General features: G+C 42.6%; 21 protein-coding genes. 18 read left to right on the top strand and 3 right to left on the bottom strand.

Annotated features, from left to right (window positions below):
- From MUP17_09025 to MUP17_08985, 9 genes are all read left to right on the top strand, one after another.
- A partial coding sequence (locus MUP17_09025) for a hypothetical protein (GenBank protein ID MCJ7459118.1) occupies positions 1-310 on the top strand: 310 nt, incomplete at its 5' end.
- A gap of 132 nt (positions 311-442) precedes the next feature.
- Positions 443-1,432 (top strand): GDP-mannose 4,6-dehydratase, encoded by a 990-nt coding sequence (locus MUP17_09020; GenBank protein ID MCJ7459117.1) that lies wholly within the window; start codon positions 443-445, stop codon positions 1,430-1,432.
- 2 nt (positions 1,433-1,434) lie between these two features.
- Complete coding sequence (locus MUP17_09015; protein ID MCJ7459116.1) at positions 1,435-2,157, top strand: sugar phosphate nucleotidyltransferase; 723 nt, start codon at positions 1,435-1,437, stop codon at positions 2,155-2,157.
- A gap of 42 nt (positions 2,158-2,199) precedes the next feature.
- On the top strand, positions 2,200-3,342 hold the full coding sequence (locus tag MUP17_09010) for a DegT/DnrJ/EryC1/StrS family aminotransferase (GenBank protein ID MCJ7459115.1): 1,143 nt from the start codon (positions 2,200-2,202) through the stop codon (positions 3,340-3,342).
- A gap of 43 nt (positions 3,343-3,385) precedes the next feature.
- On the top strand, positions 3,386-4,165 hold the full coding sequence (locus MUP17_09005; GenBank protein MCJ7459114.1) for a prepilin peptidase: 780 nt from the start codon (positions 3,386-3,388) through the stop codon (positions 4,163-4,165).
- Between the two features lie 90 nt (positions 4,166-4,255).
- Positions 4,256-6,139 carry an ATP-binding protein gene (locus MUP17_09000; GenBank protein MCJ7459113.1) on the top strand — a complete coding sequence of 628 codons (1,884 nt, stop codon included), beginning with the start codon at positions 4,256-4,258 and terminating at the stop codon, positions 6,137-6,139.
- Between the two features lie 110 nt (positions 6,140-6,249).
- On the top strand, positions 6,250-7,374 hold the full coding sequence (locus MUP17_08995; protein ID MCJ7459112.1) for an exonuclease SbcCD subunit D: 1,125 nt from the start codon (positions 6,250-6,252) through the stop codon (positions 7,372-7,374).
- 79 nt (positions 7,375-7,453) lie between these two features.
- Positions 7,454-9,847 carry an SMC family ATPase gene (locus tag MUP17_08990; protein MCJ7459111.1) on the top strand — a complete coding sequence of 798 codons (2,394 nt, stop codon included), beginning with the start codon at positions 7,454-7,456 and terminating at the stop codon, positions 9,845-9,847.
- 305 nt (positions 9,848-10,152) lie between these two features.
- Positions 10,153-11,514: a sigma-54 dependent transcriptional regulator gene (locus MUP17_08985; GenBank protein ID MCJ7459110.1), complete on the top strand. Its 1,362-nt coding sequence runs from the start codon at positions 10,153-10,155 to the stop codon at positions 11,512-11,514.
- Between the two features lie 207 nt (positions 11,515-11,721).
- Here the strand turns inward: MUP17_08985 and MUP17_08980 are convergent, their stop codons facing one another.
- Both MUP17_08980 and MUP17_08975 read right to left on the bottom strand, forming a co-directional pair.
- Positions 11,722-13,422, bottom strand: a complete 1,701-nt coding sequence (locus tag MUP17_08980) for a dockerin type I domain-containing protein (GenBank protein MCJ7459109.1) — start codon at positions 13,420-13,422, stop codon at positions 11,722-11,724.
- 88 nt (positions 13,423-13,510) lie between these two features.
- The gene (locus tag MUP17_08975) at positions 13,511-15,187 is read right to left on the bottom strand and encodes a S8 family serine peptidase (GenBank protein ID MCJ7459108.1); all 1,677 of its coding nucleotides are present in this window, start codon (positions 15,185-15,187) and stop codon (positions 13,511-13,513) included.
- 334 nt (positions 15,188-15,521) lie between these two features.
- On the opposite strand from MUP17_08975, the gene MUP17_08970 reads away from it, so the two are divergent.
- From MUP17_08970 to MUP17_08930, 9 genes are all read left to right on the top strand, one after another.
- A complete protein-coding gene (locus tag MUP17_08970; protein MCJ7459107.1) occupies positions 15,522-15,914 on the top strand; it encodes a prepilin-type N-terminal cleavage/methylation domain-containing protein in 393 nt (130 codons plus the stop codon).
- Position 15,915: 1 nt separating this feature from the next.
- Positions 15,916-16,455 (top strand): hypothetical protein, encoded by a 540-nt coding sequence (locus MUP17_08965; GenBank protein MCJ7459106.1) that lies wholly within the window; start codon positions 15,916-15,918, stop codon positions 16,453-16,455.
- 11 nt (positions 16,456-16,466) lie between these two features.
- Positions 16,467-18,152, top strand: a complete 1,686-nt coding sequence (locus tag MUP17_08960) for a pilus assembly PilX N-terminal domain-containing protein (protein ID MCJ7459105.1) — start codon at positions 16,467-16,469, stop codon at positions 18,150-18,152.
- 23 nt (positions 18,153-18,175) lie between these two features.
- Positions 18,176-18,661 carry a GspH/FimT family pseudopilin gene (locus tag MUP17_08955; protein MCJ7459104.1) on the top strand — a complete coding sequence of 162 codons (486 nt, stop codon included), beginning with the start codon at positions 18,176-18,178 and terminating at the stop codon, positions 18,659-18,661.
- Between the two features lie 156 nt (positions 18,662-18,817).
- Entirely contained in the window at positions 18,818-19,870 is a 1,053-nt protein-coding gene (locus MUP17_08950; protein MCJ7459103.1) for a pilus assembly protein PilM, read from the top strand.
- A gap of 1 nt (position 19,871) precedes the next feature.
- Complete coding sequence (locus MUP17_08945; protein ID MCJ7459102.1) at positions 19,872-20,585, top strand: PilN domain-containing protein; 714 nt, start codon at positions 19,872-19,874, stop codon at positions 20,583-20,585.
- Between the two features lie 34 nt (positions 20,586-20,619).
- Complete coding sequence (locus tag MUP17_08940; GenBank protein ID MCJ7459101.1) at positions 20,620-21,210, top strand: type 4a pilus biogenesis protein PilO; 591 nt, start codon at positions 20,620-20,622, stop codon at positions 21,208-21,210.
- Positions 21,211-21,218: 8 nt separating this feature from the next.
- On the top strand, positions 21,219-22,406 hold the full coding sequence (locus MUP17_08935) for an AMIN domain-containing protein (GenBank protein MCJ7459100.1): 1,188 nt from the start codon (positions 21,219-21,221) through the stop codon (positions 22,404-22,406).
- A 5-nt stretch (positions 22,407-22,411) separates the two neighbouring features.
- A complete protein-coding gene (locus tag MUP17_08930) occupies positions 22,412-23,728 on the top strand; it encodes a hypothetical protein (protein MCJ7459099.1) in 1,317 nt (438 codons plus the stop codon).
- Positions 23,729-23,885: 157 nt separating this feature from the next.
- Here the strand turns inward: MUP17_08930 and MUP17_08925 are convergent, their stop codons facing one another.
- Positions 23,886-24,458 carry a dockerin type I repeat-containing protein gene (locus tag MUP17_08925; protein MCJ7459098.1) on the bottom strand — a complete coding sequence of 191 codons (573 nt, stop codon included), beginning with the start codon at positions 24,456-24,458 and terminating at the stop codon, positions 23,886-23,888.
- Positions 24,459-25,104 lie beyond the last annotated feature (646 nt).

Below are 25,104 nucleotides of genomic sequence, written 5' to 3'. Positions count from 1 at the left end.
TAAATCCAAGCAGACCGAAGCCAAGCAAATCCTGAAACAAATATATGCAATGCAACATGCTTACCGTCAGGAGTATAACAGTTACTGCTGCAACGGGGTCTCGGCTTCAGCCGGAGGTTCTATTATGAGTCTGGGAGTGGATGTAATGGTCACAGCCAGGTATACATACGTAATAACTGCGGCTGCGAATACCTTCACCGCCACCGCCACTGCAAATTTAGATGATGATCCAGCAGTAGATACCTGGGCTATCGACCAGACCGGAGCGATAACCTGTACGATCAATGATGCTAATAGCTCAACTTTGTAAAGTCTTTTTTTAAATTAACTCACTTCCTACATTCTATTCTTAATATTTCTCTTGGAAAAAAAAGCCTATTATTATATCTTTATTAAAACTTATTAAGCCTTTTTTTAATTTTATATTTGTTGAGGAGAAAAGGTGAAATTACAAGGGAGAAAGGTATTCGTCACTGGTGCAGGTGGCTTTGTAGGGAGCCATCTGGTGGAAGAGTTAGTAAAAATCGGAGCCAGGGTAAGGGCTTTAGTGCATTATAATTCCAGGAACGACTGGGGGATGCTCGAGGACCTGGATAAAGCTGTCTTAAGAGAAGTAGAGGTTGTAACTGGCGACATAAGGGATGGAGAAGCTCTGAAGTGGATGATGAAAGATCAGGCTGTAGTTTTTCACCTGGCGGCTCTGATAGGGATACCTTATTCTTATGTAAATCCCAGAGACGCTATTGAGACCAACATATCAGGGAGTCTGAATCTTCTTCTGGCTGCCTTAGATTCAAAGATAGAGAAGTTAGTGCATACCTCCACCTCTGAAGTTTACGGTACCGCTAAATACATACCGATGGATGAGAAACACCCTTTGAATCCGCAATCTCCTTATGCCGCAAGCAAGGTCAGCGCCGATCAATTAGCCTTGAGTTTTTACCGCTCCTTTAGCTTACCTGTAGGCATCATTCGCCCATTTAATATTTATGGACCAAGGCAGTCAGCCAGGGCAGTCATACCGAATATGATAATTCAGGGAATAGAAGGAAGCAGGCTCAAACTCGGTTCAGTCTTCCCGAGCAGAGATTTAACCTATGTTAAGGATGCAGTAAAGGGGTTCATCTCATTTGCTCAGTCCGACAAGACCATTGGAGAAGTGGTTAATTTAGGCACAGGCACTGAGGTTTCTATTTCCGAACTGATCGATTTAGTAAGGCGAAAATTTAATAAAGACTTAAAAACCAAATCGGATAAAAAGAGGGTTAGACCACAGAAAAGCGAAGTCGAAAGGTTGATAGCAGATACTTCCAAAGCAAGAAAGCTCTTCAACTGGAAACCAGAGACTAAACTGGAGAGGGGGATTGAAAATACCATCCAATGGATCGAAGAAAACTCCTGGAGATATAAAAAGGAAATCTACAATATTTAAAAATGTCCAAATCCAAATCGATAGAAAAAGTAATAATTCTGGCTGGAGGAGAGGGTAGAAGGCTTAATCCTTATACCATTGTCCTGCCCAAGCCGTTAATGCCTGTCGGCAATTTTCCCATCCTGGAGATTATCATAAAACAGCTCAAAAAATGTCAGTTGAAGGATATCACTCTGGCAGTAGGTTATCTGGGAAATCTGATTCAGTCTTTTTTTGGTGACGGAAGGAAATTTGGAGTGAAGATAACTTATAGCCGGGAGGAAAAACCCTTGGGCACAATGGGACCTTTGACCTTGATTCCCGGACTCAAGAAAACCTTTTTGGTTATGAACGGCGATCTTCTGACTACTATTAATTATAAAAAGCTTATCACTTATCATCTTTCGAGAAAGCCCATAGCAACTATAGCCGTGCAGAAAAGAGAAATCGAAACCGATTACGGGGTTCTGGAATATAACAAACGGCTTGAGCTAACCAGATACGATGAAAAACCAAAGTTGCCCTATCAAGTGAGCATGGGCATATACATATTTGAGCCAGAGATTATGGACTTCATACCACATAATAGGAGATTCGACTTCCCTGAGCTAATGAACTTTCTCCTCAAAAAAGGAGAGAAGGTCTTAGTCTATCCCTCCTCTGATTTCTGGCTGGACATAGGCAGGCACGAGGATTACAGAAGAGCATTAGAAGAATTTGAAAAGATAAAAGCAAAGATTTTATAGCTATTGCTCCAAAAAACACTTTCAAATCATTTGACAAAATAGATGAAGTGGAAAATTCCCCTGTTCGACCTGGATTATAATTCCAGTGAAGTCTCCGCAGTTACAAAAGTGCTGAAGAGAAGGTGGCTCACTATGGGGGAAAAGGTGGAGGAGTTTGAGAGCAAATTTGCGCGGTTTGTAAAAGCGAAATATGCAGTTGCTCTTTCCAGCGGGACTGCAGCTCTGCATTTGGCTTTAAAATCTTTGGAGGTTAAAGCAGGAGACGAGGTCTTAGTTCCTTCAATTACTTTTGTTGCCAGTGTCAATGCAGTTCTTTACTGTGGTGCAAAACCCGTTTTTGTCGATTCTACGAGTTTGGAGGACTTCAATATTTCTGTAAAGGACATTGAGAAAAAAGTCAAGTCAAAAACCAGAGGCATAATTGTGGTGCATTACGGCGGTTTCCTGGCGGATATGGATAAAATAAGCAAACTGGCAAGAAAATATGGTCTTTTTATGATAGAAGATTCAGCCCATTCCATTGGCACGAAATCTGGTTCAAAAATGGCAGGAACTTTAGGAGAGACCGGCTGCTTTAGTTTTTTCTCCAATAAAAACTTAGCTACTGGCGAAGGAGGTATGATTGTTACTGATAATCAGAGATTAGCTCAAAAAGTCAGACTTCTAAGGTCTCACGGGATGACCAGCCCGACCTGGGAAAGGTTCAAGGCAGTCGCTTTTGACTATGATATTGTGGACTTGGGATATAATTACCGGATGACCGAAATCGGTGCGGCTTTAGGAGTAGAACAGTTAAAAAAATTGATTTCGAATAATCAAAAAAGAAGAATTCTTTCACAAATTTATATTAAAAATTTAAGTGGAATCGAAGAGATTTCAATCCCCTTTCAGAATTATCCCAGAGATTCCAGCCATCATCTTTTCTCTATCCTTCTAAACAAAAAAACTGGCAGGAAGAGTTTTATGCAAAAGCTGAAACAGAAGGGAATTCAGACCAGCATACATTATCTGCCAGTTCATAAATTCTCCCATTATCGCAAGAATTACCCCCAGAAGCCTGGAAGCCTGCCTATCGGTGAAGAGATCGGCAAAAGGGAAGTGAGTCTGCCCTTACATCCCAGAATGAGCAAAGAAGACGTTCTTTATGTCTGTCAGCAGATTAAAAAGCTCATAAAGCTACTTTAAAAGTAGATAAATTACTTTTATTTCCGATAAGTAAGATAAAGATATGAATATGCTTATCGGAGCATTTGTTTTCATTTTCGGACTGGCGGTAGGCAGCTTTCTAAATGTCTGCATTTACCGCCTTCCCCTGAAAAAGTCCATCATCTTTCCTGCTTCACACTGCCCAAAATGTGGAAATAAGATCAGGACTTATGATAATATACCTATATTAAGCTACATCCTCTTAAGAGGGAAATGCAGATTTTGTAAAGAACGCATTTCTTTAATCTATCCTGCGGTTGAACTCTGGAGCGGTTTAATCTTCCTTTCTTTGTATCTGTGGTACGGGTTGAGCTGGGAATTTGCCTCGAAATTATTTCTGTTTACCAGTTTGATGGTGATTTTTTTCATAGATCTAAAACATCAGCTTATTCCGGATGTCATAACCCTACCGGGTATTGCAGCCGGACTTATCTTTTCACTCTTGTCAAAATCCCCTTCATTTCTTGACTCGTTAATCGGGATTATCTCCGGAGGGGGACTTTTCTACCTGGTTGCCTTAGCAGGAGATAAAATCTTTAAAAAGGAGAGTATGGGAGGAGGAGATATTAAGCTGGCAGCAATGCTGGGCGCCTTCTTAGGCTGGCAAAAGATTCTCCTGGTTTTTTTCTTAGCCTCTTTCTTGGGCGCCCTGGCCGGCATTATTTTCCTCATCCTGTCACCTAAATTAAGAGAGAACAGGCTGATTCCTTTTGGACCGTTTCTGGCGATAGCAACTGCAATCTGTATCTTCTTTGGTAACCGGCTGGTGGAGCTATACCTCAATCTATTTTTTCATATTTGAAGACTTGCCTGCTCATCTGCTCTCTTTGGCTAAATCGTTTATTTTTATCTGCCGATAAAAGATATGTCTTTATTGGACAAAGATAAAGTTATGAAACAATTTTTCAAGTTCAGCTACCAGACCGAGATCAGACTCTCTATCTTGCTTTTCATCCTTTTTTTTCTTCTGATCAATTTTGAGATCGTTTATCTATTGAATCTTTCCAAAAAAGGCTGGAACGAAGAATCTCAACAAAATCTTAAGGGAGGAGCCTACTCCAGCAGTCAACTCTGGCAGAATGATCCTGGCAACCACAAAACCATTGCAAAAATCAAAAGCTTACTCTCTCTCTGGGGGCTTAAAAGGGTTGATATTTTAAATCAGCATGGAGATCTTCTCTTTTCCTCAGATGATAGGGCAGATATGGGAGGGCTTCAGCCTGCTGATTCTTCGCTTAATCTTTTCAAGAACAAGCTTACTTCGGACAAAAGCTTTTTCTCCGAGATATATCCGGGTCCCCAAAAAAGATTTTACCAGAGCTATTTTTACTCCTTTACAGATTATAAATCTCAGGCAACTCGTTTCTGCAGGGTTGAAAAAGAAGTTACCAGACTGGAATGGATGGAGCGTATTTCCAGGAATGAAGGCTGGGTCAGAGGATTAGGAATTTTAGGAGTGGTATTTATGGCTTTACTCCTTTTGCGAAATATCTTCTCCCCTTATCAGCGGATGAAAAGAAAAGCAGAAGAGGAGAAAATCTTCTCTCCCTCAGGCAAAAAGGAAGATATCGAGTCAGTGGTTGAAGTTTTCCAGAAGGTTATAACGGAGCTAAAGGAAAAGGAAAGGAAACTGCAGGAGCTTTATGTTCAGACTGACAATAAAGCCAGAAATCTAGAGAGATACAATGAATATATACTCAGGAGCATAAATAACGGAGTGATAATCTGTGATAACCAGGGAAAGATAAGCGGATTTAACCAGTCAGCCCAAAAACTCTTAGGACCGGATTTCGATCTGAATTACAACCAGCATTACAAACAGGCCTTAGCTAAGAATCACGCTCTCTGCAATATGTTAGAGGGATTGGTGATTAAGAAAAACCTATCGGCTGAAACGGAGATAGAGATAGAAGGGAAAAGGCAGCCAACCGGGTTTTTACTTGCCAACGGTGGACTTTTGCGGGACGAAAATGAAAACATCATTGGGCTGGTACTGGTTTTGACTGACCTGACTGAACTCAAGAAGATCCAGCAGAAGATAGTCCAGCAGCAGAAGATGGCTTCAATCGGCGAGATCTCAGCCGGCCTGGCACATGAGTTGAGAAACTCAATGGGCGCGCTTCTGGGATACTGTAAAATGTTAAAAAAAGGTATCCGGGAGGGAAGTGCCGCCTACCCTGTGGTGGAAAGCATAATGGCAGAATCTTTGACTCTGGAAAATCTGCTTAAGAGATTTTTAGACTTTGCCAAGCCGTTGGAGGTGAAATGGGTTAAATTCGACCTGCTGGAGTTAATACGGGATTGTATTAAAATAGCTCAGGAGAAGAAGCCTGAGGTTAAATATTCTTTAAAAGTCGAAGGGGAAATACCCCTGCTGCCCGGCGATCCGCTCCTGTTAAGACAGGCTTTTCAAAACTTAATCCTGAATTCAATTGAGGCGGTTTCGGATGATGGAGAGATTAAAATAAGCCTCAAGAAATCAAATGCTGAGAGGGAACCAATAATTGAATTGATCATCCAAGACAATGGCTGCGGAATCCCCGAAGGTAACCTGGATCAGATCTTTAAACCTTTCTTCACCTCAAAGGAAAAGGGAATAGGTCTGGGACTGAGTCTGGTGAAGAAAATAATCGACTTACATAAAGGCAAGATCGAGGTTGAAAGTGAACCCGGAAAAGGAACGATTTTCTCTATTTTTCTTTCCTTAACTGAACCAGAGATAAAACCTGAGTCTGCAAAAGTTTCAAATCTAAAAACCGCTGAAGTGAGTATTTAAAACTTAATTTAAGTTCCCCTCTAACCCATCTTTTTAACCACTTTATTTTTCTTGTAATTAAATTTTTTAGTTATTATTATTGGTCTGGTAACTTCTGGAGGAAAATAAACATGAGATTGGTTCACATTTCAGATACTCATCTGGGAGCAGGGGGGTTAAGCAGAAAGGTCTCGACTTCTGGAATAAACCAGAGAGAAGAGGATATCTGCGATGCTTTCATCCGGGCTATAGACCAGATAATACAAATAAAGCCAGATATAGTAATCCATTCTGGTGACCTTTTTCACTCTGTCAGACCTACGAATCGGATAATAAATATTGCCATCAGGCAGCTTTTGCGGCTGACTGCCGTTAACGTTCCGGTAATTATCATCTCCGGGAATCATGATACTCCCAAGCAGAGAGGCGTGGGCTCGATCTTCTCTTTTTTTGAGATTTTCCCCGGATTTTCTCTGGTTTACCAGGATAGATATGAGATGATCAGGATAAAAGATTTAGCACTGCATGCGATTCCTCATTGTCTTTCAGCGACTACTTTTCAATCCGAGCTGGAAAAAGTGGAAATCGATATGGAAGCACGCTTCAATGTTTTGACCTTGCACGGCGTGGTCTCAGGCATAAAGGAATTCTCTATGGGGGAGCTTTCAGAATTAGAGGTTCCTTCGTCCCTCTTTAAAAAAGGGTTTGATTATGTAGCCCTGGGTCATTACCATCGTTATACCAAGGTTGAAGAGAATGTTTTTTATGCCGGCTCAACTGAAAGGATTTCTATGGCTGAATTAGGGCAGGAAAAGGGGTTCGTTGAAGTCAACCTCTTCTCAAAAGAGACAAAATTCCATTCTGTTCCTACCCGTTCAATGATTGAGCTGCCTCAGATATATGCAGAAGGCAAGAATCAGGATGAGGTACTGCAAGAGGTAGAGGACCTGATTCAGGCAAATGATATCAAGGATAAGATAGTTCGGCTGAAGGTAACTCAAATTCCGGCTCACGTATACAACTCTTTAAACTTCAGGAGACTATCTGAGCTTAAGGCTGAGGCGCTTTACTTTGACTTAAGATTTAAGAAAAAAGAAGAAAAAGAAAAGGATTTTACAGCCAAAACCAGCATTGGAAAGTTAGCTGAAGAGTTCAGTCAATACCTAAAAGATTATGTTATAGAAGATATGAAAAAAGAAAAATTACAGGAATTAGGTTTGAGATATCTCTCTGAAAAAAGAGAGGAAGATGAATAAAAAGTCCAAAGTATTAAGTCTAAAGGCTAAAGTCCTGAAGACTAGACTTTAGACTATAGCCTTTAGCCTATTGCCTATTATGTATTTACAGTCGATTCAGTTAGAAAATTATAGACGCTTTAAATTCGCCCAAACCGAGTTTCCGGACGGGATTGTAGGGATAATCGGGAACAACGGGGCTGGAAAATCAACTTTAATGGAGGCAATTGCCTGGGCATTGTACGGAAATGAAGCTGCCCGAACCGGGAAAGAGGAAATAAAAAGGTTGACAGCAAAACCTCAAGAGGTAAGCCGGGTCATACTGGATTTTGAGCTGCAGGGCGAAAATTATCAGGTGGTCAGGGAGTTAAGAGGTAATTCTATGCAAGCGGACGCCTCAGTTCTGATCAACGGCAAGGTGGTGGCAAGAGGAGTAACCCCGGTAAACGATTTTATTGAGAAAACGCTGGATATGGACTACCGGGCTTTCATAACTTCTTTTTATGCCCCGCAAAAAGAGTTAAACGTTCTGTCCGATTTCCCACCCTATAAGCGTAAAGAGGTCTTAGCCCGAATGCTTGGAATTGAGAGGATCGACACTGCTCTGAAAAGTCTGCGCACGGATGCGAGGGAGATCGAGCTGAAAGCTGAAGTCAGCGAGACTCACCTCAAAGATATAAACGAGTTAAACAGTAAGAAAGAACAATTACAGATGGAGGTTAAAAGTTTTCAGCAGAAAATAGGTGATGAGGAGAAGAACCTTCTGATCGAAGAAAAAAGTCTTAAGCAGACTGAAAATGAGCTTAAGAGAAAAAAAGAGGAATCTGAAACTTTCAATAAGTATCAAGGTGAACTGTCTGTAAAAGAGGCTTTGCTGAAAGAATTTAAATCTCAGATAACCAAGTCTGTAAGAGAGATAGAGACTCTTGAAGGGCTGACTACCGAATTGGAAAATCTGGAAATGGAGGTCAAAGATTATCCGCGGGCTAAAGAAGAGTTTCAGATTTATGAAGGACTAAAACTGAAATCAGAGCAAAGGAAAAACGTTCAGCTTCAGATAGATAGTCTTGTTAAAACCATAAACTTGGACATAAAAAGGCTTGAATTCTTGGAGCCGGAACTGGCAGGTTTAGAAGGGAAAAACAAAGTCATTGAGGGATTAAAGCAAACATCTCTTGAAATTGAAGAGCGACTTGAAAAAACCAGGTCTGAGTTTATTGTAATTCAATCTGCTTACAAGGTAGCCCAGGATGAACAGACTAAGGTCCAGTCCCAGCTTGAAAATATAGAAAAATTGGGCCCGGATTCGGTATGTGACCGCTGTTTGAGGCCATTTGGGGCAGATTATCCAAAAATCAGGGAGCATCTTAACTCTGAGCTTCAGAAGATAAAGAAGAAGGTCGATTCATTTCTGCTTCAACGAAACGAAATAGAAAAAAGAGGAAAAGACTTCAAGCAGGAGAAATTAAGCCTGCAGGAAAAGCTCGAATGCCTGCAAAAAGAATCAGAAAAACTTCTCAAGGATAAAGGCGAGCAGGAAACATTGAAAAAAGGTCTACAAGATAAAGAAAACAATCTTCTTTTCCTCCAGGAGAACCTGAAAAACTTAGGGGAATCCAGGTATGACCCTGATTATCATCTGAAACTGAAGTCAAACCTGGATAGATTAGAAAAGCTGAAAGAAAGGCATGCAGCTCTGAATCAAGAAAAAAGCAAGCTTCCTCAGTTAAAAGAAAATCTGGCTCAATTAGAACAAAACCTGAAAACGATAACTGGTGAAATCGGGGCATTAAAAGGAAAGCTTGAGATCATCTCCTTTTCAGAAGATGAACTAAAAAGTCTGGAAAAAGGGGTTGAAGAAAGAAGGTCAAAAGTTCATCAGCAGGAGCTAAACTTAAAAGACCTTTACTATCAGCGGGAGCTGTTCTCCTTGGAACTGGAGAAAACGGAAAAAGAGGTCAAAGAAAACCAGAAGCTGAAAGAAGAGCTTAAATCTTTAGGAGAGGAGAAACTTTATCTGGCTAAACTGGATGAGATTTTAATAAGTTTTAGAACTTCCTTAATTTCCAGAATTAGACCTGCCCTTTGTGCCTATGCTAAAGAACTCTTTATTGAATTGACTGATGGAAGATATGAGGATTTAGAGTTGAACGATGAATATGAAATATTCATTTACGACCAAGGGGAGAAATTCTCCATCGATCGTTTTTCAGGCGGGGAAAAAGACCTGGCGAACCTGTGTCTGCGCCTGGCGATATCTCTTTTGATCTCCGAATCCAGCGGGGTGGAGTTCTCCTTTATAATCTTGGATGAAATCTTCGGTAGCCAGGATGCTTCCCGCAAAGAGAATATCCTGAAAGGGCTGGCAAAACTGAAAAATCGATTCAGGCAGATTTTTTTAATTACCCATATCGATGATATTAAAGATTCGGTCGAAAACCTGATAACCGTGCTGGAAAATGAGGATGGCACCAGTCAGTTAATTCTGCAGTAGAAGAGTAGTCAACAGACAGCATATCGCCAGGATCCGTAGGACAGTAGACAGGGAAAAACAAATTGCTCTTCGTTGGTGTCCGCACCAACGAAGATTATGTCTTTGGTCAGGAGACCAAAAACAAGCAAAGAGCTATCTTTAACACCATCTAAGAAAAATCCTCAACTCCCGTCCCCTCAAAGCCTCTCAAATTGTGCATCTTTAATACAGCAATTGCCTTCAAGGAATCTCAGTTATTCCGATAATATATATGATAATTTTTAATTATTATTTCTCTTTCATTCTCAGGATAAAAGGGTAAATTTATGCCATCCATTTTAGTGATAGATGACAAAGAGAGTATGCGCCAGATGCTGGCCAAAACCTTAGAGTCTGAAGGGTATGAGGTGGATGTCGCCAGGGATGGAGAAGTTGGTCTGGATAAAGCTAAAGAGAAAAGATTCGATCTGGTCTTAACGGATTTAAAGCTTCCCAATATGGATGGCTTAAGAGTCCTATCTTCCTTTAAGGATTTAGATCCGGAGATCTCGGTAATCGTGATGACCGCATATGGAACAATTGAAACTGCAGTTCAAGCCATAAAACAAGGGGCTTTTGATTTCCTGACCAAACCTTTTGATGTGGATCATCTGAATGTATTAATCCAGAGAGCGCTTGAAAACAGGAGATTACTTGCAGAGAACGTTCTTCTGAGAGAGGAGCTGGCCCAAAGTTTAGGGTTCACCGAGATAATAGGAAAATCAGAGAAGATGAAGGAAGTTACCCGACTGGTGAAAAAAGTCGCCCCCAGTGATACAACTGCGCTCCTCCTGGGTGAAAGCGGTACTGGTAAAGAGCTTTTTGCCAGAGCCATCCACAGCCTGAGTCCGCGGAAAAATGGACCTTACGTGGCCATTAACTGTGCCGCTATACCAAGGGAACTCCTTGAAAATGAGCTTTTCGGCTCGGAAAAGGGTGCTTATACCGGCGCGGTTGTCCGCAAAATGGGTAAATTCGAAATCGCTGAAAAAGGAACTATCTTCTTAGATGAAATAGGGGACTTAGACATTGCTCTTCAGGCAAAGATACTCAGGGTTCTTCAGGAGAAAAGATTTGAGCGTTTGGGCGGGACCAAAACCATAAGTGTTGATGTCAGAGTGATTGCTGCTTCCAATTTCGATCTTAAAAAAGCCATTGAGAAAAAACTTTTCCGGGAAGACCTTTATTACAGACTATCAGTCTTTCCGATTTCAATTCCGCCTTTAAGGGAAAGAAGGGAAGACGTTCCAGAATTAGCTGATTTCTTTATAAGAAAATACTGCCTGGAGATGAAAAAAGAGAAGAAAACCCCTTCTGCTGATGCTTTGAACCTTATGGATAAATACCTCTGGCCCGGAAACGTCCGGGAGTTAGAAAATACCGTTGAAAGGGCGATAATCCTGTGCGAAGGGAAAAAAATCTTGCCAGAGCATTTAGCCATAAGGCTACCCTCCAATTCAGAGATAAGGCTGAGAGAAGGTGCCGGCTTAAAAGAGGTCGGACAATTCGCTCAGGCGGAGGCTGAAAAGGCAATGATTTTAAGGGTACTGACCCAGACCAGGGGTAACAAGAGAAAGACGGCCGACATTTTGAAAATAGATTACACTACTTTATTCGAGAAAATTAAGAAATATAATATAGACGCTTAATTAGTAGACAGTAGGTAGTAGACAGCATACAGGGAAATAATAGGGCAAGAATGTAGCGGAAGGCTTCAGCCTTGCAGTATTGTAGGGCAAGGCCGTCAAGGTCTTGAGACTTTTAGCCTTGCTTTTTTGATAAATAAAAACGTCCCGACAGAAGTCGGGACGCTACGAACCTCAGGGGTGTATGGCAATACGCCCCTACAATTTTTTTTAACAACTCGGTGGTGGTCCGCCTTTGAAAAGATAATTTATCAGGTAAACCGCATCAGAGACTGTGACCTTGGTGTCGCAGTTGGCATCTGCAATATAAAGAGGGGAAGGTGCTGGACCTCCTTTGAAAAGATAGTTGATTATAAATACCACATCTGAAACGCTGAGAGTTCGATCCAGGTTAGCATCACCTGTTTTAAATTTAACCAGAGATGCATCTTTCACTGTAGGGGAACCAGAGCCTACATTTAACCCAGATATAGTCTCAGTATAATATCCTTCTTTTAAAACCTGCAGGGTGTAATTCCCCGGCAAAAGGAGCCATCTATATCTTCCGAAAAGGGAATCGCTTGTCCGGGGTAAAACCTGCGTAGAGTAAAGCTCCAGTATTCTTACTTCTGCCTTCAAAAGCTCAGAGGTCACTGAATCGGTTATAATTCCGGTAAGGCTGGGACCATTTACCCTCTCCAGAAGATATAACATCCCCGGCTTGACCTTTTGATATACTGAATCAATCTGATTTCCTGGAGGAATGAATTGAGGATAGGGAAGGACTTCAACCGTATAAGCGAAGTCCCCTAAGGCGCCGTAGAACCAGTTAGTATTCATTCCACTCAGGGCAGAGCCGAGTTGAAAATTATAGGGGTCGCCAATTTCTTTAGTCATCCGGGAAGAAAGGTTATAGGCTATGTCAGTTAAACTTAGATCATCTGGGGCAGGGGTGCCGCTCCAGTACCAGGGATAAATGACTACCTCTCCATAGCTGTGAAAGGTAATCGATAAACTGAATTTATATTTCAGGGCAAGATCTCTTATTGCCTGAGTCTCTGATTCTGAGAAAGGGGCAGAGCCGCGGTAATCATAATGCCAGGGATTAGGACTTCCCCCGGAGCTCCAGTTGAAATCGTAATTACGATTTAGATTTACTCCTTCAGTATAGCAGGTCCACCAGTTATTACACTGGTATTCATATAATATATTATCGCCGTCTATATCCCGACCATTCTTTCTCCAGTAAAGGCTGATTCCGTTGGTCACTGCAGAATGTCCATCCGGATTCAAGAGGGGGATAAACCAGATCTCAGTTCCATCGACCCAGGAGGTTATCTGAGGATTAGAACCATAACCGTCCAGAAGGTCTTTGATTAAATGCAGACAAAGCTCTAAACCCATCACCTCACAAGCATGATGAACTCCATCAAATAAAACCCTGGGTTTGTCTTTATCCTGATTTACGTCTTTTGAGATCTTAAATCCCCAGATGGTTCTTTGTTCCTGAGTGGAAACACCTAAGAATTCTTTTTTAGCAATAGCTGGATAAAGCTGAGCCAGGCTATCTAACTCAAGAGTTAATTCCTCATAAGTATGATATTGAGGGTCGATAAGAAATTTCAAACCCCTTAACTCTTCCTGAGTAACCAGGATATCTGCTCTAAACCCTTTTTTTCTGAGGGCTTCAAGTTGCTGGTTATTTAAAGAGACCTCCACCCATTTGGTTCCCTCTTCTGAGACTATTTCAACCCCTTCCTTTTTTAGTTCATCCATCTGTGAAAAAGAGGTAAGGTATACCCGGACTATCATTTTTGAATCGGATTTATTATAATCCTTGTTGAATGGAGTAAAATTTTGAGCGAAAGGTTTAGGAGCAGGAAGAAAAAATAAAATTAAAAAGATAACTAAAATATAACTCTGAAGTTTCATAATCTGTAGTTATGTAGCGGAAGGCTTCAGCCTTCCATTTTTTTATGGAGGTCTAACCCGCCTCTGGCGGACCGCTACATTACATTTATTAATAAGAGCAGGGTAGAGGTCCACCTTTGAAAAGATAAGCTACTAGGTAGACCACATCCGCCACTGTAACTGACTGATCGCAGTTTGTATCTCCTCTGTACCAGAGGTATGGGGCTGGCCCGCCCTTGAAAAGATAATTCACTAAGTAGACTACATCAGAAATCGTGACGGAACCGTTGCGGTTTACGTCACCGGTGCGAAATGAATACTGAACTGCGGCTAAGAGGTCTATCAGGCCCCAGCCGTAAGTATTATTAGGGGTATAGGAATTATTAGCGGTATACATCAGAGCTTCTCTTATTTTCCAGGGGACCCAGTCAGGATGAGCTGAGAGTAAGACTGCGGCGCATCCTCCTACTAAAGGAGTCGACAGGGAGGTTCCACTCACATACCCAAAGGTGTTAGTATCAGTGGCTGTGGCACAATAAGTAGAAACTCCTCGTGCCACCACCTCAGGTTTTATCCTTCCGTCACCTGTAGGTCCACGCGAGCTGAAACTGGCAATGGTTCCGGAACTATTCACCGCTCCACAGGCAAGGATGGTCTCAGCATCTGCCGGAGTTATCAAGGTAGTGTCTCCTGGGCCTTCGTTCCCCATAGCATTACATACGACTATCCCCAGTCGGGTGGCTGTATTGGCGGCTATGGTTGTTACTGCGGTTTTGCCATCCAATTCTTGTTTAGTATAAGTGAATCCATTATCGAAATTGAAGTATGCTAAAGAACTGGAGATAACATCTGCTCCCAGGCTGTCTGCCCATTCCATTCCTGCAACCCAGTTATCCTCCTCAATCCGGGTTTCGGTAGGGACATATTCAGTTTTAGCCAGGATAAAGTTAGCTTTATAAGCTGGTCCGTACAGTGAGCCGTCTATCTCTCCACCCAATGTAGACCAGGTATAGGTTCCATGATTATGCTGGTTAGATGCATCCTGTCCTGGCTCATTCTGGGTATTAGTATCGTGGTTAATGAAATCATATTCAGCCCAGACTCTTCCTTCTAAGTAAGCAGATTTAAAAGCTTTATGGTCTTTTCTGAAACCGGTATCCATCATACAGACTAAAACTCCCTGTCCCTTATAACCTAAAGTATGCACTGCCGGCACATTTATCTGCTGAAGCTGACTGTAAGAAGGACCATAATCTAATGATTCCACTGGTTTAAATTGAGGTTGAATTTCCTCCTTTAAAGGCCGTCGTATGTAAGTCCGAACCGGCTGAATGGATTTCACAAACGGCAGAATGGAAATCTGATCCAACTTATCAATGGAGACCTCAAAACTTGCCGCATTAAGCCAGCGGCTTATCTGGCGCAAATTAGCGCCAAGGATTTTTATGCTTTCTATATAGGGTCGATTTACAGGCAGGTCAATGAAACTTATCAATTCCCCCTTGATACTTTTGGCTCGACGCTGAAGGGACTTTGGGGTAAAGAAATTCTCCGTCATTTTACTGGCTTTTGAATAACTTTCCTGATCAAAAAAACCTTTATCAGTGAAATATACCCAGACTCTGACTTTTTCAGTAGCTGGTTTGCTTGACAGAAAAATCTTGTATGCAGATGGGATTACCGGATTGTCCCTTGGAGAAACTAAAGGTTTATCCGCACTCCAGGCAAAAGTTGCTTGGATAAGAATGAGAAGAGCTGAAAAAAGAAGATGCTTTTTAATTTGCATCTGAGACCTCCTTAAGCAAAAAGTTAAATCATTACGATTATCATTACAATCAACAATTTAGATTTAAAACTAATTCTGTCAATAAGCTATTAACATTATTTTTATACGAATAAATAGAATCTTTTTTTAGTATTGGAAAATTCCAATACTTTGTTGAAATTTGTCAATTGTTAAGGAGTAATTAAAGATGATTCCTGAAAGTCTGCCGACTCAAAAGACGACCGCTGATAAGGTTAACAGACTAAACGAGTTTAACTTAGGGTGAAGATTGAGATATTTTGGCACGGGTATTGCTGAATCATTTAATAGATAATAATTAGAAAAGGAGAAAAAAATGTTCGCAATGACAAAAAATGACAAAGGCCTGAGTCTGCTGGAAGTGCTGGTGGCTATGCTGATATTGGCTTTCGGAATTCTGGGGCTGGCTCCGATGCTGGTAAGCACGATTTTTTCCAACAGTTACTCCAGCGAAATGACTAAAGCCAATGTGATTGCCCAGGATAAGATTGAATTTATGCAGAGTCTGGTTTCCTTCAATCCTCTGCCCTGGACCGAGGTGACTAACAACCTGAATGGAATTTTTACCCGCACTTCCCGAGTAGATGTAGATTCCACAGATGGCTCCGTGCCTTCGGGGGTGTACCGTATTAAAGTAACTGTGAGCTGGACTGATAAAGCTGGTAAAACCAGAACTGTTAATTATTACACTTATAAGATGAGGTCATAAGATGAACACGTCTATAATAAGGAAGATGATTTGCCAGAAAGGCGTAGGCTTGATCGAGGTGTTAATCGCAGCTACATTAACGGCTCTAATTGGAGCGATAGCCTTAGAGTTTTATAAGTCACAGCATAATCGGTTCATTGTGGAGGAAGATATCTCTGATATGCAGCAGAACGCCAGAGTGTCTATGGACGAGATCTCCAGAAACATAAGAATTGCGGGATTTGGACTTACCAGCTCTCCCTCGATCGTTGTTGGGAGCGATACCTTAAAAATCTATTATAATCTCGGGGTCAAAGTCGATACTGTAGTTTACTATATCTCCAGAACGAATCCAGTGCATCCCAATCTTATGAAGAAGGTTAGCTCAGGTGCAGCTCAGGTTTTTGCAGAAAACATAGACTCCCTGAAGTTTACTCAAAGTGGTAAACTGGTTAATGTGCGGCTTGTTGCCCGCGAGGCTGCTAAAGACCAGAATTTCACTGGGGACAAATATCGCCGCAGGATTTTAACTTCTAATGTAAAGGTAAGAAACAACATATAAAGGAGAAAAAAATGAGAACATACAATAATATAGTAAAAAGGGCAGGAAGTATTAGATTGGTGATTGAGGAAAAAGGCTCCGCTTTGCTTTTGGCACTTATAATAATGGTTATGCTGACCTTTATCTTCATCGCCGCTTTGACCACCTCCATCACGGATATGGACATCTCAAAGAATATGAAAGAGAGGACTTCATCTTTCTATCTGTCTGAAGCCGGGCTGGAATTGGGAATGAAAATCTTAAAAAACAACCCTAATATGCTGAATAACGATTCCTTGAAGACTATTATAAATGCCAATCCCAATCTGGGAAGCGGAAGCTTCAGTGTGGACGTTACCGGTACACTTCCTTATAAGACTTTGACCTCTTCAGGAAGCTCAAAGGAAGGTTCATCCCAGGTTCAGGTAATAGTAAAGAGAAAAAGAAATCCCTATAATATCTGGAATAATATTGTTTTTGCAGGAGTGGGTCAATCAGGACGCAGCATAAACGGGAACGTATCATTTCACGGTCCGGTTGACATATTAGGAGAGGGTGAGACCTTCACTGATACCAACGGCAATGGCAAGTGGGATCCGGCTGATACCTATACGGATTTGAATGGGGATGGGGTATGGAACCCCGGGGAACCGCTCTTGACAGATACGGACATGGACGGAGTGTGGGATCCGGCTGAGCCTTATACAGACTCTAATGGAAACGGGATTTATGATGCATCTCTTACCGTCGTAGACCTTGCCTATGACCTGGGCGGTGTCGCCCGCGTTTATAATAACTACAGTGGAATCAACTCGGCGTTGTCGAGCCGCATACCTGCCTTAGACACTACCACTTATAATGGCGAGGTAGTCAATACCCTGGATGCGGAATTCAGAGTAAAACACGGCCAGGTAAGTGTATCTGGATCTGCTACGGTTGGGACACCTAATGTATCGGGTAATTCGGTAAAAGAAACTATGGACGGATGTTACGTAAATGATGGATATACCGGGAATAAGGGAGCCAGTCAGGTGTATTCTGATAACGGCAGCAATCAGGGCTACGATTTAGACAATAGCTTAAAATTCCCTAACCTCAGTGATCCCTATACTGATCCCCATACCGGATATAGCTATACCTCTTATCAGAATTATTTGCAGAGCAATGCCCTGGTGATCTCCGGGGATTTAAATCTACAGCCGGGATTTTCATATCCGGCCCAGTCTAATTCCTACGGAAGCGTTTATCTGGACAACGCTGGCAATTTGCAGGTCAGCGGAATAGTATATGTTACCGGAGACATAAACATAAACTCTGGAAGCGGGGGGCTAAAGAGCACTCCCATCCTTTACGATGGACAGGGAACCCTGGTCTCGGCTAACAACATCAACCTCAGCACTCATGTTCTATCCAATGGGATGTTCCCGGCGGATGATGTTCTGGGGTTTATCGCGGCAAAAGACCTGAATATCGGAACCGGCACGGGTGATTCGCATCTTAATCTTATGGGAGCATTTTTTGCCCAGGATAAAATCACCAATGCTAAACAAAATCAAATTGCAGGAGCAATGGTCTCAAACTATTTTTCTATGACAAATGTTCCGGACCTGTTTCACGTGCCCTCTTTAGTTGACCATCTGCCCCCGGGCATGCCTGGCTCGGGGACTGCTTATGCTTATACTTATCAGATCGTTGCTAATAGCTGGAGAGAATTGTAAGGAAAAAAAGAGAGGTTAAGAAAATGCTTGCTCAAAAAAGACAAAAGGGATTCAGCTTGATTGAGATGATGATCGTGGTGGTGCTTGTGGGTGTCATGTCTGCTCTGGCAGTTGGCAAGTTCGACAAGTTTTTCCGACAGCAGAGGCTGAAATCCGCCGGCAGAGACCTTCGCTCTGATTTACGTTTAGCCCGCTCATATGCGGTATCACGTAGAGCCCAATACGGGATTTACTTTGACCAGAACGCCAGGCAGTATGTCCTGTTTAAGGACGTGGTAAATCCTTCTAATTATACTTATGATGTCGGGGACTCGGTCGTGAAAACCATATCCTTATCCAGTATTTTTTCTCTCAACAACTGCACCTTCCCCAACACGGCAGTGGTCTACCTTTCGACTGGCTCTGGTTCCTCCTCTGGCACAGTGGACATTTATAATGCGGAGCTTGCCAAATATGTAAGAATAGACATTCTGGCAAGCACTGGAAGAGTCAGGCTAACTCAGAGCTAAAAAATCTCATATTTTATTAAGAGTTTTTAGCATGAATATTTTTTCCTCTGTCATAAAAAAAAATTATTTTCCTCTTAATATTTCTTTAAAATAGTCGATAAAGGAATTAGTGATTTAAAAGAAGAAACAGCTAAACCTTTATAAAAGAGAATTCTTATGGCTTTAGGGAAAAAGGGAAGAACGGTAGCCGGTCTGGATATAGGTGCCAGCTCTATTAAATTAGTCAAGTTCGAGGAAAAAGGCGGAGTTTATATCCTGAAAGCTCTGGGGATCAAGGAGATTTCACCGGATGCGATTGTGGACGAGGAGATCAAAGACCGGGATGCATTGATTTACGTAATTCAATCGCTGATCGACCAGTGCGACCCCCGAATAAAAGATGTGGCTTTAGCGGTGGCAGGACATGGAGTGCTGAACGACAAGATTACCATGGATAAGAAGACCGGGAACGAAGCTGAACAGGCCATCCTGTTCGAGGCTGAGCAGAGAAGTCCTTTTGATGTGGATGATGTCAGCCTGGATTATCACGTCATCAAGGTGAACGAGGAAACCAGTAAGATGGACGTCCTGTTGGTTGCCGCGCGCAAAGACTTTTTAAAATCTTATCTGGATTTAATCCTGGATGCCGGTCTCAGGCCGGTATTAGTCGATACTGAGGCTTTGGCACTTTTGAACGCTTATGAAATAAACTACGAGATAAACCCGGAAAAAGTGACTGCTCTGGTTAATATCGGATTTGACACCACTAATCTGACTTTTATTAAAGACGGGGTATATCATTCAGCCAGGGACATTTCCTCTGGAGCCCGTATGCTGTATGAGTCTATAATGAAGGAATTCCGGCTTAACCCGGAGTTAGCCCTTAAGACTCTGAAAGGGGAAATGGGTTCTTCAATCGATCAGGACATGCTGAGAGCTACGGTGGTAACGTCATCTGAGGAACTGATCTCCGGACTGGAGGTAGCGATCTCTTATTTCAAATCTTCAGCTAAGGTTTCTAATGTGGACTGGATTGTGTTGTCCGGCGGAGGAGCCCTGATTCCCTTCCTGCCAGAATTCATCCAGTCGAAGTTAAATATCACGGTTGAGATAATTAATCCTTTAAGAAATATAGAATATGACCCGGACATCTTCCGGCAAGCCCAGCCAGAGAAGATAGCTCCACTCCTGACCATTGCGGTCGGACTGGCAGCAAGGAAGGTAAAGTAAGATGATAGAGATAAATCTACTACCCAAAGACTTAAGGAAAGGTAAAGGAGTATTCACCCTTAAGAAAAACACCGCCTATCTTTTAGGTGGAGTCGGAATTATACTGGTTCTTCTGATCTTTATCAGTATCTTACAGGGTGTCAGGCTCCAGAGTCTAAATCATAAGATAGCAGAAGGACAGCGAAGAAAAGAAGAATTAAAGGAGAGCATCAGGCTGGTCGATGCTTTAGGAGAGCTTAAAACTAAGATTTTACAGCGTCTTTCCGCTATTGAAGCCCTGGATAGAGATCGCTCCACCTGGGTGGACATTATGGAGGATTTAAGCTCCAGAGTGCCTGATTACCTCTGGCTCTCTGCTTTCAAGGAAATCCCACGAGTTATACCTGCAGCTGTTCCGAATGTTCAGAACCCTGAAGCGGAAATGGCTGATACGCTCAAGAAAACCCAGTCTCAAGCACTTCCTCCTCCTGTGTTAGGCCGAAAAGTTACTATTGAAGGGTATACTTTTTCTCTTAACAGCCTGGCTACTTTTATGATAAACTTGATGCGCTCAAGTTACTTTAAAAACATAGAGCTGAGTTATGTTAAGTTGACTGAGTTGGAAAAGCAGAAAGCTTATAGCTTTCAGCTGACCAGCGACCTTTTTTATACCAGCCAGCTTCCTTCTAAGAAAGAGCTGGTATCTACTACCCAGACTGAAATATCTTCCCCTTAAATCAGGGGAAGTGGTTAATATTTAGGAGGATGGAATGGATTTAAAAGATCCGAAAAACCAAAAGATGTTTTTGGCTGCCCTGGTTGTCTTCCTGGTGATCTATTTCTGGTATGCCCGGATTTATTCGGTGAATATCAAGAAAATAAATGGGAAACAGGTAGAGTATGAAATGCTTCTGACCAATCTGAAAAACGTGGAGATGAAAGCCAAAAGTTTCCAGAACCTTAAAGATGAATATGAGGGTCTGCTTGACAGGTATAAACAGGTAGAGCTTTTATTGCCGGAGGAGAAACAGGTACCTTTATTCTTAACCCAGTTACAGTCTGCTTCTCAGAACTCCGAAGCAAGAATAGGTCAGATAATGCCCCAGGGAATAAAACCGGTAAGTTTCTACAATGCGGCCACTTTCGGAATGGATTTAAAAGGAACTTATGAAGATATGGGCACTTTTTTTGCCAGCGTGGCTAACTTTCCTTTCTTGACCAATGTCACGGAAGTAGATTTTTCCGGGCTGCCTAAAGACGAGGTGAAAAAAGAAAAGAAAACTGTGGCAATCACCTGTAAACTGACCACCTATTTTATTAAAGAAGAGGAGAAACTTCAAAAGGTGGAATTTCCCAAATAGGAAGATCTATGAAAACCAATAAACTATATTCAGGAATTATCCTCTTTATATTCTTATCCTTGATTCCCATTGTACTGCTCCGGGCAGAGACCAACGTCCAGAACATTTCTTTGCAAAGGGAAGGGGGATATACTAATGTGACCATCTACGCAGACGCTCCCATTCAGTTTAATCATTTCATCGAGGAGAAAAAAGAAGGGAAACCGTATCGCGTGGTAATCGACTGCTTGAACGCAGTCAATTCGTTGCCCCAAAAAAACTTTCAGGATCTGCCCCAGGGAATTATAAGCTCCATCCGCACCAGTCAGTACCAGACCACCCCGGACAAGGTCTGCCGGATAGTGCTGGATCTTAAAAACTCAGTAGTCTATAAAGTAGTAAAAGGGACAGAGGATAAAGCTGTTACCTTAGCCTTTTCGACCCCACAAGAGCCGACTTTCCAGACCTGGAGCGCAGCTCAGAGGAAATCTCTCACAGGAGATGTTGAATTAGCGGAAGCCACTGGGACTCAAACTGCATCCGAGAAGTTCCAAATGGGTCAAAAGGAAGTTTCTCAGAGCAAGAAACCAGAAGCCGATCCATCTTTAGACAAATCGAAGAAAGAAGATAAGATTGTTTTAGCAGCCAAGGAAGCAAAGCCGGCTCAAAAAACGGAAGTCAAACCTTCTGAAAAAGCTAAAACTCAGGAGAAACCTTCTCCTCAGATTCAGAAGGAGACAAAACCGACTGTTCCAGCAGAAAAACCAAAAGCTCCTGAATCAGAAAAGACCAAAGAAGTGCAGGCTGACACTCTGAAGCAGGTGAAATCTGATACTCTTAAAAAAGAGGCTCAGCCGAAAATCCCGGGCAAAGTGATGGAGGAGACTCCAAAAAGAGAACTGCTGGTTTTCCACAGCGGACAGCGGAAAGACCCTTTTACTCCTCTAACTGAGAAAAAGAACTTCGAATTAGGGACCGTGCCATTACCCAGCATCGAGGAGCTTAAACTGGTGGGTATCCTGGAAGATAATAGCGGTTTCAAGGCCCTGCTGGAAAACGACCTAGGATACGGGTATATACTCCAGGCTGGAGACAGGATAAGGAACGGCTCTGTGGTATCTGTGGACAAAGAGAGGGTTATCTTTCAAATTCAGGAATACGGATATGCTAAAAACATAGCTTTAGAACTTTACACACCCAATCAAGAAGAGAGGTAGATAATATGAGGATTAGAAAACTTAAATTTGGAAAAATAATCTTTCTGGTCACCTGCTGGCTAATTATCTTTTTTGCTCTTCAAGTCCTCGGAGAACAGGAAAGAATCTTGAAATCTCTTTCCCTGCAAAACGCAGACGTTCACTCGGTCTTGAGTTTTCTGGCAGAAGAGGGCAAGAAAAATATCGTTGCCTCTCCGGCAGTTACTGGAAGTATCACCCTGAGCTTGAAGGGCGTTACCTGGAGACAGGCATTAGAGATAATCTGCAAAACCTATAATTTTGCTCTGGTGGAGAACCCAGATTATATAAGGGTTTTGCCCTTACAGGATTATCTTGCTGAGCTGACAATCACCCAGAAGCACCAGGCCGACCAGAAGACGATAACCTCCCTGACAACCGAAATAATCAGCGTGAAGAATGGTACTGCCAGTGAATTGATTAAACCTCTTAAGGCTTCACTTTCAGAGAGGGGAACTATTGACGTTGACCAGAGAACAAATTCTCTCATCGTCAAAGATATTCCGGAAAATATCGCCCGGACAAAGGAGATGGTGAAAGCACTGGACAAGGAAACGAATCAGATAAAGATATCAGCACAGCTTTTAGAGGTGCAAACCTCAGCCCTGGATCAATTGGGGGTCGACTGGAGCGTCATCCCGAGTCTGAAAGGAAACAACCAGATGACTATTGAGCAGAAGGGCAATAAACTGGTAGATGATGACAAGATCGGCAATTTTACTTACAGCACTGTGCAGACGGATTTTAACCTGAGTGCGGCCATCTCAGCCATGGTGCAGACTAACAAAGCCAAGATAGTGGCTCATCCGGAGATAACCACCGTAGATAACAAAGAAGCTTTCATTCAGATGGGCCAGAAGGTGCCGATCAAACAATTTGACGCCTCCGGAAATACAGTCATAACCTTCGTCGAGGTAGGAACAATTCTAAGGGTTGTTCCCCATATCACCTCAGAGGGAAGGATCCTGATGAAACTCAGTCCGGAGAGAAGCTCTTATCAGTTTGACGCGAATGGCGTGATCATAAACACAAATAACGCTGAGACTAACGTGGTGGTGGATGACGGGCAGACTGCGGTGATTGGAGGGTTGACCACTCAGGAGGAGACTAAACTTCAGAAGGGTATCCCGGTCCTTAAGAGCATCCCTATACTCGGATATCTTTTCGGCTATACAAAAAAACAGATCACCAACCACGATCTGGTCATCTTTGTCACCCCGACTATAGTCACCAATGAGATGAAAGGGCTAAAATCCAGTCTGGATACAGGATCAGGATCAGGAACAGGAACAAATACTCAATAAGAAATAACTCAAGGATAGCTAAAAAGGCTTTCTTTAAAAAGAAAGCCTTTTTTTATTTCGAATGTAGGGGCAGACCCCTGTGTCTGCCTTTCTCTGTTGGTCTCCAGACCTACAGAAAGCTTATCTTTTATCATCAATCCGTCATTTGTCATTGCTTTTAACAGATCGGCACAGGTCCGCCTTTAAACAGATAATTGACCAGATAAACCACATCTGAAACCGTTACTTTGCCGTCGCAGTTGGCTTCCCCTGCCTCATACGGTTTAGCTACAGGTCCTCCTTTGAAAAGATAATTTACCAGGTAAACCACGTCTGAAACTGTAAGGGAGCCATCCGCATTGGCGTCTCCGCATTTTACCATAGTTGAATGAACGAAACCAGCATAAAGTTTGAAATTGGTGCTGGTGCCAGGACCAATGGCGGAAGACTGTCCACCGGCAAAGACATACCTATCGCATCCGCTGTTAGACTTTTGTCCACCGAAACCATCTATCACATCCGTCACCAGTTTGAAACTTGCGGGAGTAAGATTTTTCTCCTGAGCCGAACCCTTTTCCGATTTCGTAGCGTCAGGGTTTATCCCGGACGTTTTTTCTGTAGCGGAGGTCTTCAGACCTCCACTTTTTTCTTCAGGCTTAAAGCCTGAGGCTGCCTTATTCTCCTTTTCCCCTTTCAAAGGAGCAGGTTTTTCTGGCAGACCTGCTAAAACTAAATTGAAAAGGAGAATCAAGGTGAAACTCAGCCAGAAGATAATTTTTGTTTTTTCTATGCTTCCACCTTGTCATTGCGAGAAGTCTCCCCGCCTTTGGCGGGGGACGACAAAGCAATCTGCCTCTCCAGGAGTAAATGGATTGCTTCGTTCCTTTCAGTCACTCGCAATGACAGCATAAGTTTCTTTCGTCAAGCATAAAGCCCGACGCTACATTCCTCTACCTTCATCATTTTGTAACCCAAGCACCATTTTCATAGAAGTTGAACTGACTCGTACTGGTATTGTAAATAATCATGCCGTTGATGGCAGTTAGGGCGTCTCTCTGAGCGGTGGTCATTCTCGGAACAATCAATGCTCCGCTAGTAGAAGTTACGTCCAAAACTCCTTGAGGACTGGTCGTTCCGATGCCCACCTTCACGGCGTCCGCTCCAGTACCGCCCAAGACCAGGGCATTACTGGCACCTACAACGGCATTGGCACCGATGGCAGTGGCATTGGTCAAAAACCGCCCGTGGAAACATTAGCCCCGAGCCCTATAGCGGTGTTGTAGTGTCCCGTGGTGTTGCTGGAGAGTGCATCCCATCCCACAGCCGTGTTGTTGTTTCCCTCAGTGTTGCTGGAGAGCGTATTTCGTCCCATAGCCGTGTTGGAGGATCCCGTGGTG

The sequence above is a fragment of the Candidatus Zixiibacteriota bacterium genome (assembly GCA_022865345.1).
Classification (GTDB): domain Bacteria; phylum Zixibacteria; class MSB-5A5; order MSB-5A5; family RBG-16-43-9; genus RBG-16-43-9.
Note: the sequence above shows the minus strand (reverse complement) of the source record. Positions and strands in the feature narration are given on the sequence as shown.

What these genes read in the sequence shown, in the direction of transcription:
- MUP17_09015 (MCJ7459116.1), top strand. Translation starts at nt 1,435, where the DNA reads ATGTCCAAATCCAAATCGATAGAAAAAGTAATAATTCTGGCTGGAGGA.
- MUP17_09010 (MCJ7459115.1), top strand. Translation starts at nt 2,200, where the DNA reads ATGAAGTGGAAAATTCCCCTGTTCGACCTGGATTATAATTCCAGTGAA.
- MUP17_09005 (MCJ7459114.1), top strand. Translation starts at nt 3,386, where the DNA reads ATGAATATGCTTATCGGAGCATTTGTTTTCATTTTCGGACTGGCGGTA.
- MUP17_09000 (MCJ7459113.1), top strand. Translation starts at nt 4,256, where the DNA reads ATGAAACAATTTTTCAAGTTCAGCTACCAGACCGAGATCAGACTCTCT.
- MUP17_08995 (MCJ7459112.1), top strand. Translation starts at nt 6,250, where the DNA reads ATGAGATTGGTTCACATTTCAGATACTCATCTGGGAGCAGGGGGGTTA.
- MUP17_08990 (MCJ7459111.1), top strand. Translation starts at nt 7,454, where the DNA reads ATGTATTTACAGTCGATTCAGTTAGAAAATTATAGACGCTTTAAATTC.
- MUP17_08985 (MCJ7459110.1), top strand. Translation starts at nt 10,153, where the DNA reads ATGCCATCCATTTTAGTGATAGATGACAAAGAGAGTATGCGCCAGATG.
- MUP17_08980 (MCJ7459109.1), bottom strand. Translation starts at nt 13,422, where the DNA reads ATGAAACTTCAGAGTTATATTTTAGTTATCTTTTTAATTTTATTTTTT.
- MUP17_08975 (MCJ7459108.1), bottom strand. Translation starts at nt 15,187, where the DNA reads ATGCAAATTAAAAAGCATCTTCTTTTTTCAGCTCTTCTCATTCTTATC.
- MUP17_08970 (MCJ7459107.1), top strand. Translation starts at nt 15,522, where the DNA reads ATGTTCGCAATGACAAAAAATGACAAAGGCCTGAGTCTGCTGGAAGTG.
- MUP17_08965 (MCJ7459106.1), top strand. Translation starts at nt 15,916, where the DNA reads ATGAACACGTCTATAATAAGGAAGATGATTTGCCAGAAAGGCGTAGGC.
- MUP17_08960 (MCJ7459105.1), top strand. Translation starts at nt 16,467, where the DNA reads ATGAGAACATACAATAATATAGTAAAAAGGGCAGGAAGTATTAGATTG.
- MUP17_08955 (MCJ7459104.1), top strand. Translation starts at nt 18,176, where the DNA reads ATGCTTGCTCAAAAAAGACAAAAGGGATTCAGCTTGATTGAGATGATG.
- MUP17_08950 (MCJ7459103.1), top strand. Translation starts at nt 18,818, where the DNA reads ATGGCTTTAGGGAAAAAGGGAAGAACGGTAGCCGGTCTGGATATAGGT.
- MUP17_08945 (MCJ7459102.1), top strand. Translation starts at nt 19,872, where the DNA reads ATGATAGAGATAAATCTACTACCCAAAGACTTAAGGAAAGGTAAAGGA.
- MUP17_08940 (MCJ7459101.1), top strand. Translation starts at nt 20,620, where the DNA reads ATGGATTTAAAAGATCCGAAAAACCAAAAGATGTTTTTGGCTGCCCTG.
- MUP17_08935 (MCJ7459100.1), top strand. Translation starts at nt 21,219, where the DNA reads ATGAAAACCAATAAACTATATTCAGGAATTATCCTCTTTATATTCTTA.
- MUP17_08930 (MCJ7459099.1), top strand. Translation starts at nt 22,412, where the DNA reads ATGAGGATTAGAAAACTTAAATTTGGAAAAATAATCTTTCTGGTCACC.